This is a genomic window from Enterococcus pseudoavium NBRC 100491 (assembly GCF_001544295.1).
Lineage (GTDB): Bacteria > Bacillota > Bacilli > Lactobacillales > Enterococcaceae > Enterococcus_A > Enterococcus_A pseudoavium.
Window position 1 is genome coordinate 1 of record NZ_BCQF01000040.1, and the last position, 12,496, is coordinate 12,496.

Consider the following 12,496-nt stretch of genomic DNA (forward strand, 5'->3'; position numbering starts at 1 on the left):
ACGGATTGATTGGTTATAAAATAAACGACTTGATCCAAATCAATAATAGTGATTTAAATCAAGTCGTCTTGTTCTTGTATATCTGATAATTATTTTAACTGCTCCTTCAATTCATCCTGAACTCGTTTCAATTCACTAGGGTCAATCCGTTGATAAGAGACCCCATCTTGCATGAAGCCTTCACCTTTCATCTGATCGGTTTTGATATTGCCAAACGCTGCTCGGTAGTCTTCCATCAATGTCCGCATATCTTGGAAGCTTAAATCTGTTTTTACATTCTCACCCATCGTTGTCAAGATCGATTGATAATTGGTGAGCCCTTGAGTACTTAACACTTTCTTAGCTACACCGGTGATGATTTGACGTTGTCGTTCTTGCCGACCATAGTCGCCATCGGGATCATCATGCCGCATCCGCGAATACTTAAGTGCTAATTCACCATCCAATTCTTGTTTACCTTTGGGAAAAGTGGTCCCTTCATAGGTAAATTCAAATGGATTATCCACTTCGATCCCATCAACCGCATCAACTAATGATTCAATTCCTTGCATATTAATCGTGATGTAGTGATTAATTGGAATGCCCAATAAATTTTCTACCGTATCCATCGACATTGCGGCTCCACCAAAGGCATAAGCATGGTTCATTTTATCCTTAGTATTGCGTCCAATAATTTCTGTATAAGTATCTCGAGGCAGACTGACCAATAACGATTGATTCGCCGTTGGATTCACTGTTGCTACCATCATTGTATCTGAACGGCCTTGTTCGGTTCGTCCAAGCGCTCCAGTATCCACTCCTAAAAGCAAAATACTGAAAGGTTCTTTTTCAGATAGATTCACCTGACGTTTATCCGTTGACCCTTCACGTTTCACAGTTTCATATGCGTCATCGGCAGTCGATTTTACATCGTGGTACATCTTTGCTCCAACACCAACAATTGCTAAGATGATCGCTATCAAAATTCCTAACAAAGTAAATAAGACCTTTTTTGACGTACTCATCTTTTTAACACCCTGGCGCTTGTGCTTTTTCCTTTCAGACATTTAGTTCAACTCGTTTCATTTCAATTTAGTTCTTTAATAAATAGTAGCAAAATTTGCCAATAAAAACTATATCATCTGATTATTTAAATAGAAAACTGATCCAGCATATCGTATTTGGCTATCAAAATTTCTATACTTTCAGATCACAAATTTATTTATATTGAAAAAAACAATCCCTATCTTCTCCTTAACAACCAAAAGAAAGAAATAGGGATTCATTTATATTCAAGAATCTACACAAGAATTTTTTTCTGTAAATCTAAATAGAGTAATACTTTCGCCATTTTTTTCGAAGTGACTTTTCGGACTTCCCGCGGAATAAATTGGTGAATCTCATCTTCATTATATCCAACTTGAAATCTCGTCGCATCAAAAATGATGGGTCTTCTTAATAAATTCGGATGTTTTTCGATAATAGCAACTAGTTCATTAAAAGTTAATTCATCGAAGTCGATATTTAGTTTTTCGTAAACTTTCGATCTTGTTGAAATCAACTCTTCTGTACCGGTTTCCGTCATGGAAAGAAGCTCCGTAATCTCATCTTTTGTTAGCGGTTCGGACACAATATTTCTTTCCTCGAACTCCAATTGATTTTCTTTCAACCAAGCTTTCGCTTTTCGACATGAAGTACAACTAGCAGAGGTATATAATTTAATCATTTTACAATTCACCTTTCGCATTATCATTTTTAAGTAACGCAAGTTATTCTACAAGACTAACAATACAGCATTTTGTGATAATTGTTAAACCAATCCGATAATTAAATAGCAAAAAGGAGACTTTCCAAGGTGTGAAAGTCTCCTTTTTATAACCAAAAATAGTATTTTTAACAACCGGAGCATTTTATAATATGCTTGAGAAGCTTTGATTCAAGCGAACTTATTTGACAAATTTATGTGCAAGAAGATCATGTTCTATAACATTGATGACTTTGACTTCCACTCATTACTCAATAATTTCTTCCACAATACAAAAGATGATTGTACAGGAAATATCACTAAATAGATCTTTTTCCTGTATTTATTTTACCGGAAGAACCTGTCCAGAATAATCAATACTTATTTGCTTTCATCCTGTCTAATAAAAATTATTTTTCTACTATACTAGATGATTCCGGAGCTTTTCTTTACATAAAAAAAGACCAGAGAAGATACTCTCTGATCCATCGTTGATTAATTGACTTAGCTAATTACCGTTACAGTCACTGAACGACGTCCCCATTGGATACATTGTTCAACGGTCGGGAAATGGCAATCGATAATATTTCCCTTGATCGCGCCGCCAGTATCGCCGGCAATCGCAATACCGTAACCGGAAACTTCAACCATTGAACCTAATGGGATGACACTTGGATCAACTGCTACGACTTGCGGATTTTGTCGCAGGTCGATTCCCATCGCAGTAAAGTAGGTATTGACTGATTCAGCACATGAATAGCCTGTCGATTCCATCTCAATGGTTCGTCCTGATGTGGTCGGTGTGCTTGGTTCGGCTGGTTTAGTTGGTTCTTGTTTTGGTTGCTCGCTTGTTTGAGTAGTTTCTTGTTGTGAGCTTGAAACAGATTCAGCTGGTTTGGCTGCTTCCTTAGATGCTTGTGTTGAAGCTTGCGAAGCTGCTTTTTCCGCCTGAGCCTTTTCTTGCGCCTTCGCTGACTGAGCTGCTTTTTCAGCTTCTGCCGCTTTTGCAGCGGCGACTTCTTTCGCTTCTCTTTCTGCCTGCTCTTTCTGGGCTTTTTCTGCAGCTTGACGCGCTTTTTCGACTTCTTTATCTTGGCTGATTTTTTCTAAACTAGTTTTATTTTCTGCTAATTCTTGTTTTAGGTTAGCCATTTTGCTATCCAGCTTAGTTGTTTCAACTTCAAGACTTTGACTGTCTTGTTCTAATTGTTTTTGGGTATCTTCTTGCATTGCCTTCAGTTCAGTCAATTTTTCTTTGGCTTCACCCAGGCTGGCAACTTTAGTTTTTTCGGCATTTTGGATGACGGACATCGCAAAGGCCCGGTTCAAAAATTCCCCAAGATCTTTTGATTCTAATAATACGCTGACAGAACGATCGCTCACGCCACTGATTTGAGCTTCTTTCATGCGCTCTGCAATCGCCGCTTTACGCTGCTCGATTTTCTCTTCTGTCTCCGTGATATCGACCTTTGTCTTCGCTAATGTCACTTCATTTTGACTGATTTTTGTCCGAATCTCGTTGACTTCTTGATATTTGGCATTAACATCATTCAATGCCAACTGCAATTCTCCGCTGATCTGATCACTTTGACGCGCGATCGCAGATTCTTTTTTATCTAACTCAGTTAGTGACTCTGCCTGTGCAAAGACTGGTAAAAGTACGTTCACACCTAACAATAATGTGGCTACAGCCCCAAACATTTGCTTTTTCACTTAAAAAATCCACCTTTCTAATTACCCTTCGCTATTATACGAAAAAAAGGAAGACTTTATGTTTCAGTCAGATTACATTTCGTTACAATAAAAAATATATTGGTAACATTTGTTATATTGCGTGTATAAAGACAAAAAAGATAGCCCCTTCAAGCTTTAAAGGAACTATCCGTTGTCATTTTTTTGTAATATTACTTTTTCCTTAGTTCTTTCGATAACTGGCGAATCTCTGTTAATGGGCTCTTAATTTCTTTAGATTTCATATTAGGGAAGCTGTTCAAGAACCGGCGCTCTTGGAAATTCAACCTTGGCAACTGTTTACGCCATTCAGGCTGTTCTTTGATCTCGGATAACCATTGACGGTTTTGAACACGCTCTTCGGCAGCTTCTTTTAGTTCGCCAAGATTGGTTTGCAATTGCTCTTTCTTGTCTTGAATCGTCGTACTCATCTTGTTTAATGCTTGACGTAATGACGCTAAATTAGCCAAAGTAAAGCCTAGATCAAAACTAATCAGCATCAATAAAATCAGTGGTAAAAAGATTCCAAATCGCTGCTGCCAGCTGCTAACCACCGTCATTAAATAGGGATTCAACACCCGAACGATAAAAACACAGGCCAAGCCCCAAAAGATTGATACCGGCACAGCCACACGACCGTTGATATTTAATGGCACCTCTTTGTAATCCCATAAGGTTAGATGGAAAATCTTTTCTAGTAAAAAACTAGTAAGATATTCCAGCGCAGTTACCAAAATCAGCGCCAGAAAAAATAGTAACACAATATTCTGCTGATAAGGCTCAATCAGATAGAGCACGCCCACCACGCCAAAACCATAGATCGGTGTAATCGGACCTAGCAAAAAACCGCGATAGACGAAATGTTTCGCCTTGATCGAACAATAGAACGTTTCCCACAACCAGCCAATAAAGGAATAACAAAAAAATAAAAGCACTACTATCGTAAAAATTTGTTCCATTTTATCTCCCCTGCCACACTCATATTTTTTTCAATTATTCCATGAATAATAAAAAAATGCCAGCCGAACCATTTTTCCTCGTAGCTTAGCCAAAAGTGACAAGCCACTTACTTGTTGGATAAGAAGCGGCGAATCGCTCTATCTTTTTTGACAAGTAAGTTACAATAGTAGCGATCCTAATTTTTTATTCGCTACTTTATATATTGGAGGAACTTATATGTTTCAGCTTTTACGTTATGCCAAAGATTATCGTAAGCAAATTATTCTTGGTCCTTTTTTCAAATTTTTAGAAGCCGTCTTTGAGCTGATTTTACCGCTGTTTATGGCACGTTTAGTTGATGAAGGCATCGCGAAACACGATCAAAGTAAAGTGATTGAAATGACGATCGCCATGCTAGGACTCTCGATCATTGGACTACTCTGCGCTTTAGTCTGTCAATATTACGCTTCAATTGCTTCTCAAGGCTTCGGAACGGTCTTACGCAATCGTTTGATGGAAAAAATCAACAGCTTCTCTCACAATGAGTTGAATCGCTTCGGGACTGATACCTTGATCACCCGCATGACCAATGACATCAACCAAATGCAAGGCGCACTGGCAATGTTGATTCGCTTAGTCGTTCGTGCACCATTTCTTAGTATCGGTTCAGTCATTATGGCCTTTTACATTGACTGGCAAATGGGGCTGATCTTCTTGATTCTACTACCGCTTTTCTGTTTAATCCTTTTTTTGATCATCCACTATTCCGTACCTTTATACAAAAATATCCAGCAGAAGCTGGATCAATTAAATCAATTGGTCACTCAAAATTTAAGCGGTGTCCGGGTGATCCGGGCCTTTGCTCGAACCAAGACAGAAACCGACCATTTTAATGCAGAAACTGAAGAAATCTCCCACTTAAATCAGCGAGTTGCCAATATTTCTGCGTTGCTGTCTCCTAGCACCACCTTGATTATGAACGCCGGTGTGGTTGCTTTGCTGTACTTTGGCGGCTTTAAAGTCAATGTCGGTCATTTGGAACAAGGACAGATCTTGGCTTTGATTAATTACATGAACCAAATGTTGCTCGCCTTGATTGTCGTTTCCAATTTAGTGGTTCTTTTTACGCGAGCCGCCGCTTCGGCCAATCGAATCAACGAAGTTTTTGCAACAGAGCCAACCTTGACAGCTAACGGTACCAACCAGCAAATTGACGAGCACGCACCGTTACTTGCTTTTAATGCCGTTGACTTTCGTTATACAGAAAAATCCGGGCTAGCTTTACAAAATATCAGTTTCACGTTAGAAGAAAATAAAATCCTAGGGATCACTGGTGCAACCGGTAGTGGGAAATCTACCTTGATTAGTTTGATCCCACGTTTTTATGACGCATCTAAAGGAACCATTAATTTCGCAGGGACCAATGTCAAAGATTGGTCATTAGATAAACTGCGCTCAGAGATTGCGCTAGTTCCCCAAACTGCGGTTTTATTCAGCGGAACGATTCGGGAAAATCTTCAATGGGGCAAACCAAACGCAACGGATCAGGAATGCTGGCAAGCCCTAAGAATCGCCCAAGCTAGCGAATTTGTCGAAAACTTACCAAAAGGCTTAGATACCCCGATTTTAGAAAACGGTAAAAACTTCTCCGGTGGACAACGGCAACGGTTGACGATTGCTCGCGCCTTGATCCGAAAACCAAAACTATTAATCCTAGATGATTCCTTATCGGCCTTAGATTATCAAACCGATCTAGAGTTGCGGCAAGCTTTAAAACGCGACCTTGATTGTGGCGTGATCATTATTTCTCAACGCCTGCGATCAATCCAAGAGGCTGAAACGATTCTTTTGATGGAGAATGGGAAAATCGCGGCCCAAGGCAATCATGCGGCTTTATTGAAAAATTCGCCACTTTACCAAGAGCTGGTTCACTCACAAGCGGAAGGCGGTGTAGCGGAATGATTAAACAAAAGAATTTCTTTCGCTCGTTAAAATTATTTCTTCCTTATCTGACAGCTTATCCGAAAGAATTGATTGCCGCAATCGTTTTAGGTATCGCCAGTGGGATCACTTCCGTTTTAATGACCTATTACATCGGGGTGGCGGTCGATCAGATGGTCAGTCAAGGTGCCGTTGACTTTACGAGACTCTTCCAGATTCTGCAATTGTTTGTGGGGATTTTCTTAGTAACGGTCGTCAGTCAGTATTTTATTCAACGTTTAGGCAATATAGTCGCTTTCGATTCTGTAGCTAAGCTGCGGGAAGAGACCTTTACTCATATGAACAAATTACCATTAAGTTATTACGATCAAAGTTCAAAAGGGGATATCGTCAGCCGTTTCACCAATGACATGGACAATATCTCTACGGCTATCTCAGCAGTCTTCAATCAGGTCTTTTCTGGCATGACTGTCGTCTTAGTCGCCTTAGTCTTTATGCTGTATCTCAGTCCGTTGCTGACGTTCGTCGTGTTGGTGGCAACCCCAATCATCTTTTTAATTACGTATATCGTTGCTCGTACGTCACAGCAATACTTTACTAGTCAGCAGCAATTAGTTGGTTCGATTTCTGGTTTTATCACCGAAATGGTCGGCAATCAAAAAATCGTCAAGGCCTTTCAACGGGAAAAACAAAACCAAACGAATTTTGAAGCCTTGAACCACGAACTTTATCTCAGAGGACAAAAAGCCCAATTTGCTTCTTCCCTAACGAACCCTTCGTCACGCTTTGTCGATCATCTAGCATATTTGATGGTGGGGTTTGTCGGTGGTTTGCTCTCTCTAAAGACCGACAGCGGAGTAACGATTGGAATCATCTCCAGCTTTACGATCTATTCTAGCCAGTTTACGAAGCCGTTTATTGAACTTTCTGGAATCACGATTCAGATTCAAACGGCGATTGCCGGGCTGGACCGCTCCTTCGAATTATTGAAGGAACCTGTTGAACAAGCGGATGATCCTTACGCAATCACCTTAACTGATGCCAAAGGAAACGTCGTTTTCGATCATGTGAGTTTCGCTTATCAGAAAGATCAACCATTGATTGAAGATTTTAATTTAACGGTTGAACCGGGCGAAACAATTGCTATCGTCGGAAAAACCGGTGCCGGAAAATCGACTTTAGTCAATCTTCTGATGCGTTTTTACGAAGTTGATCAAGGCAAGATCTTGATCGATGGGACTGATATCCGTCATTTTACGCGTGATAGTTTGCGGCAACAATTCGGCATGGTCTTGCAAGAAACGTGGTTGATGGACAGCAGTTTGCGAGCCAATCTGCGCTACGGCCGTAAATCAGCGACCGATGAAGAAATCTATGCCGCCTTGAAGGATGCTTATATGTATGATTTCGTGATGCGTTTGCCGGACAAACTAGATACGATCGTCGGTGAAGCAGGTATCAAGCTTTCTGATGGTCAACGGCAATTACTTACGATCGCCCGGACCATGATCAGTCGCCCGGCGATGCTGATCCTTGATGAAGCAACCAGCTCCGTGGATACCTTGACCGAACAAAAGATTCAAAAGGCCTTTTTAGCAATGATGGAAGATCATACTAGTTTTGTGATTGCCCACCGTTTGTCAACGATCCAAAACGCCGATCAGATCCTTGTACTAGACCATGGACAAATCGTCGAAATCGGCAATCATCAAGAATTACTGAACAAAGATGGTTACTACAAAAAATTGTATCAGGCCCAGTTTTCACAGAGTTGATGTATTTGCTAATGAAGGTTGAACCCACTGCTCCCATCAAAATACGCTGAGAAATTAACCACTTATTAAAAAGAAGGAGGTGTGACAAAATATTGTCACACCTCTTTTACATATCTATAACATTGACTTTTATGCTAATTCGAAGAATCTAGCAGTCCTTGAACATGACTGTCGTATAAGTTTTCAACATTTTTAACCAATAAATGAAAGTTTTCTTCCGCTTCTTTTGAATAAGTTCCCGTCCCTGTTTGAAAGAGCACCCATTCTTTTTCTAAATCATTCTTGAACTTTGTCAAAACAGCGATTTTTGATTCATAATCAGTTAGTGTATTGATTCCTTGAACAATCGAGACCATCGCACTGATAACAGCAATCAAAGTCAGTAAGTGAGGATTATTGGGAACCAGCGGTACTAAGACCGGAATGGATGCTGAAAAAATTAATTTAAAAAAGCTGCTGGAAAATGTTACGAATTTTAATCGACGAACTCGTTTGCTGATATGAGCTAGTGGTTCTAATATTCTAAGTCTTGAATATTCTTCAACTTTAGTAGCCACATTATTATTATCCATCTATCTCACCCTTGATCATTTAGTAAGTTGCCAAATTATTTTATCACGCATCACTAATATTGAGTTAAAAAATGTTAGAAAATATTTTCAAATCCGAAATCTAAGGATAAAAGTATTAGCCTCCCAATCATGTAGAATCGGAAAAATAAAGATTTCCACGCTGCTTTATAGGGATCTTTTTACCTTGGATTCGAACTACTTTTTTTGATTGACTTTTTTTAATTTGGCCCGACGATAAAACACGAGACACAGCAAACTAAAAACTAGCGTTAAGATCCCCGAAATCAAAAACCAAGTAGCGATCCCAAACTTATCCGATAATGGTCCCGCTAATAATAACCCGATCGGCATCGCGCCAGACATCACACTGCCAAATAGCGAAAAGACCCGCCCTAATTTTTCTGGTGCAACGGTTTCTTGTAAATAGGCGGTAAACGGAATATTGTACAAGTTTCCCACGCCCCCCATTAAAATACAGAAAAAGACAAAGAGCCAATAACCGGTGAGATTCGCTGGTGCTAACCCACTGCCGATAAAAGTGATCGCTAAACCGACATTAGCGAGTTGAGCAGCTAACAGCTTTTCTGGCCATTCCTTTTTCATGCCGATTAAAAAAGCACTGACCATCATTCCGACTGCATAAGAAAACTCCACTACGCTAGCAAACCAAGCGGATAATTCAAAATAAACATTGGTCATCAGTGGAAAGAGGATCCCCAAGGGCAAGAAAAAGATCATAATAAAAAAGGAAAAGAACATCACGACTAACAGCGGCTGATCTTCTTTAAAGACGTTAATGCCATCTTTTAATTCTTGTAAGTAATGTTGCATGCTCTCTTTACTGCGAGGAATAGTTGGAACTTCAACGATTGCTAGTGACAAACAAGCGGCCAGCGCACCAAGTAAGTCCGTCAATAAAATCAGCCATAAAGGCATTGCCGCAAGCATCGCGGCACCTATTACTGGACCAAGCATGAAAGCTCCTGATTGTAGAAATTGATTCCAACTATTGGCTTTGACTAATTCTTCCTCAGGAACTAGCAGAGGGACAATCGATTGGATCGAGGGCGTATGGAAGACATTGGCTAATGAGCGCAAGAACAAGGCCGCGATAACGACCAAATAACCAGGATCCCCCCATAAAAACCACAGCGATAAAATCAGAGCCACTACACCCATGAATAAATCGGCAACGATCACGACATATTTTCGGTTCAAGCGATCTAACCAGACACCCACAAAAGGTCCTAAAAACAGTTGCGGCAAATAAGCAGACAATCCTGCTAACGACAGCATGATTGCCGACTTTGATTCATTAGTCAGCCACCAGATCAAAGCAAACTGAACAGCAGAACTTCCAATCAAAGAGATCGTCTGACCAGATAAAATCGTTAAATATTTTTTTCTCCATTGTTGTTTTTCCATAATTGCTCCTTTGTTTGTCGTTTGAACAAACAAGCAGTTCGTCAAACGTTGATTTATTTGGCGATTCGTTCACTTTTCAAACGCATTGAAGCACACATAAAAAAACCTCCTCATACTATAAGTACCCATTATTATAGCCAAAAAAAGTCAAATCAGCTATTATTCAACTCACTGATTTGACTTTTTTCTATGTTAGCTTAAATCAAGCCTAATTCTGCTTTCCATCTCAACAAGCGTTCCACTGACTGATCCAATTGTTTTTCACTGTATTCACCTTTTTGGATAGCATCCAAAATATAAGGAATCTGTGAGCTATAACTAGAAGACAGGATCAGATCATTACCGGCTTGTAACGCCTGGAGACCAGCTTCTTCTTGAGAAGTGAAGTTAGCAAGGCCGGCCATGTCCATATCATCCGTCATGACCACCCCGTCAAATCCTAGTTCATTCCGAATAACATCATGGACCGGTTTTGAGATGGAGGCCGGACGATCACCATCAATCGCTTGGACAATATTATGAGAGACCATGATACTATCTGCTCCAGCTTTAATCCCTGCTTCAAAAGGCAAGAAGTCATTTTTTTGTAATTCAGCCATTGCTCGATCATCTGTTACAATCTCCACATGCGAGTCCCGATTATTGCCGTAACCTGGAAAATGCTTCAAGGTCGAACCAATTTTTTGTTTCTTCATTTCTTCCACGCTAAGTTTTACATATCGACTAGTTCCAGCCGCGTCCATTCCAATCGTTCGATCATAAATAAAGGACTGCGGATCGGTAGAAACATCGGCATCAGGAAACATTCCTAGTTGAATGCCTAATTCCTTAAAGACTTGCGCTTTACGGTCAATCTCTTGGGTGATCCCCTTCCAGCCATCTTTCTGATAAGAAGTTTGCGGGCTTTCAAAGGCCGGTGAGACAATTTGATTGCGACTCAAGCGACTAACCGTTCCGCCTTCTTCATCTGCACCGATAAACATTGGTGTCTTGCTGGCCGCCTGATAACTTGCAATCGTTTGTTTGATCTCACTTTGCCCTTTCCCTTCCATATCCCGGTCAAAAAGCAGGTAGCCCCCTAAGTGATAATTTTTAATGTCCTCCACTTGATTCTGCTCGGGGACACGCACCATAAATAATTGTCCGACTTTTTCTTCCAGCGTCATTTTTTTCATGGTTTTATTAGCCTTTTCTTTTGCTGTCAGATCAGCTTGTGCTTTCGTCGACTGTGTTTCTTTTTTTGGTGATTCACTAGTCTTAGTACCTTCGCTAGAATTTGTCGCTTTATTGCTAGAACTTCCGCAAGCAGTCAATATAACCATTGCCGAAAGAAATATCAGACTGACTAACATCCTCTTTTTCAAATCTATTCACTCCTTCATGAAATTAGTTCTGCTATGCAAGCGGCTAACGTTTTTGGCCGCCAGTTAGATTTACAGTTCATTTTAGCATAGCTGGTGAAAGGAAAGCAGATTTTCAAATTTTTCCACAAAAAAATGTTGAGAAAAGGCCTTTTAGCTCTTCTCAACACTTCGTTCACTTATTTTGGATGGTTGTATCTTTCTGAACGCGATAACCTTTGCCCCAAATAGTCTGAATAACTTCTTGATCCGCTTCAAGCGTTTCCAGCTTCAACTTGATATTCTTCACCAACGAAGAAAGCTGGGCTAAACGCGATTGGGAAACATTGCCCCACAACGCCCGACATAGCTCATCGCGAGAAACAATCTCTCCCGGCTGGTTACGTAATCTCTCCAAAACTTGCAGTTCAAGTGAAGATAGGTTGATCAAGGTAATCATCGAAAGCCCTTGATTCCTCTCGACAGCAGAACAATTTTTAGTAGCCACCGACTCCAACCTTTTTCCTTGAAATTTCTCTGCTACTCCGGCCAGCTGTTCCCGTAGCAATTCTACTGAATCACTACTCTGTACGGCACCAGCCAATCCTTGCTCTTTCAAACGGGCTCGTTCATCCTCGCTAAGCGAATGATCAACTTCTCGGAAAATGCTTTGACCACGATCTGTCAGTTTCAGCATCAGTCTTTCCATCTCATAGCTAGAGATGGTCTCACCGATGATAACGATCGGAAAGTGATCAACTAATCCGGGAACTTCCAGATTTTTTTGCATCTCATCCAACACACTTGTAGAACAAAAAACCTCATAATTCAAATGTTGCAATTTATTTGTAATCATTTCTTCTGCTAAAATATTTTTTGTCAAAACTAAAACTCGAAACATTCATATGCCCTCATTCTTTACTCAATAATGCGTATGAATAGAATATAACTTAAATCTAAGCAAATAAAAGTTCTTTTTTTAGATGATACTAACTAAAATTATGAACATACTGAACTTTTTTTGTTTTTTTTAATTTTAAACAAAAAAAA

10 protein-coding genes are annotated in these 12,496 nt (G+C 40.0%); 2 read left to right on the forward strand and 8 right to left on the reverse strand.

All coding sequences use genetic code 11. From position 1 onward, the window contains the following. Positions 1-89: 89 nt before the first annotated feature. From EP1_RS12595 to EP1_RS12610, 4 genes are all read right to left on the reverse strand, one after another. Entirely contained in the window at positions 90-1,004 is a 915-nt protein-coding gene (locus tag EP1_RS12595; protein WP_167540762.1) for an LCP family glycopolymer transferase, read from the reverse strand. A 275-nt stretch (positions 1,005-1,279) separates the two neighbouring features. Continuing rightward, a complete protein-coding gene (spx, locus tag EP1_RS12600) occupies positions 1,280-1,705 on the reverse strand; it encodes a transcriptional regulator Spx (protein ID WP_067628034.1) in 426 nt (141 codons plus the stop codon). A gap of 522 nt (positions 1,706-2,227) precedes the next feature. After that, positions 2,228-3,436: a 3D domain-containing protein gene (locus tag EP1_RS12605; RefSeq protein WP_083507555.1), complete on the reverse strand. Its 1,209-nt coding sequence runs from the start codon at positions 3,434-3,436 to the stop codon at positions 2,228-2,230. 191 nt (positions 3,437-3,627) lie between these two features. Next, on the reverse strand, positions 3,628-4,413 hold the full coding sequence (locus EP1_RS12610) for a putative ABC transporter permease (protein ID WP_067628037.1): 786 nt from the start codon (positions 4,411-4,413) through the stop codon (positions 3,628-3,630). Between the two features lie 217 nt (positions 4,414-4,630). On the opposite strand from EP1_RS12610, the gene EP1_RS12615 reads away from it, so the two are divergent. Both EP1_RS12615 and EP1_RS12620 read left to right on the forward strand, forming a co-directional pair. Further along, entirely contained in the window at positions 4,631-6,355 is a 1,725-nt protein-coding gene (locus tag EP1_RS12615) for an ABC transporter ATP-binding protein (RefSeq protein ID WP_067628040.1), read from the forward strand. Beyond that, the gene (locus tag EP1_RS12620) at positions 6,352-8,109 is read left to right on the forward strand and encodes an ABC transporter ATP-binding protein (RefSeq protein WP_067628043.1); all 1,758 of its coding nucleotides are present in this window, start codon (positions 6,352-6,354) and stop codon (positions 8,107-8,109) included. The genes EP1_RS12615 and EP1_RS12620 overlap by 4 nt, the downstream gene beginning before the upstream one ends. A 134-nt stretch (positions 8,110-8,243) precedes the next feature. On the opposite strand, the gene EP1_RS12625 is transcribed toward EP1_RS12620, so the two are convergent. The 4 genes from EP1_RS12625 to EP1_RS12640 form a co-directional block, all read right to left on the reverse strand. Then, on the reverse strand, positions 8,244-8,681 hold the full coding sequence (locus EP1_RS12625) for an SLATT domain-containing protein (protein ID WP_067628047.1): 438 nt from the start codon (positions 8,679-8,681) through the stop codon (positions 8,244-8,246). 195 nt (positions 8,682-8,876) lie between these two features. Beyond that, complete coding sequence (locus tag EP1_RS12630; protein WP_067628050.1) at positions 8,877-10,106, reverse strand: MFS transporter; 1,230 nt, start codon at positions 10,104-10,106, stop codon at positions 8,877-8,879. 197 nt (positions 10,107-10,303) lie between these two features. After that, positions 10,304-11,470 (reverse strand): glycoside hydrolase family 3 protein, encoded by a 1,167-nt coding sequence (locus tag EP1_RS12635; protein WP_067628053.1) that lies wholly within the window; start codon positions 11,468-11,470, stop codon positions 10,304-10,306. A 172-nt stretch (positions 11,471-11,642) separates the two neighbouring features. Continuing rightward, positions 11,643-12,347 carry a winged helix-turn-helix domain-containing protein gene (locus tag EP1_RS12640; RefSeq protein ID WP_067628056.1) on the reverse strand — a complete coding sequence of 235 codons (705 nt, stop codon included), beginning with the start codon at positions 12,345-12,347 and terminating at the stop codon, positions 11,643-11,645. Between the last annotated feature and the right edge of the window lie 149 nt (positions 12,348-12,496).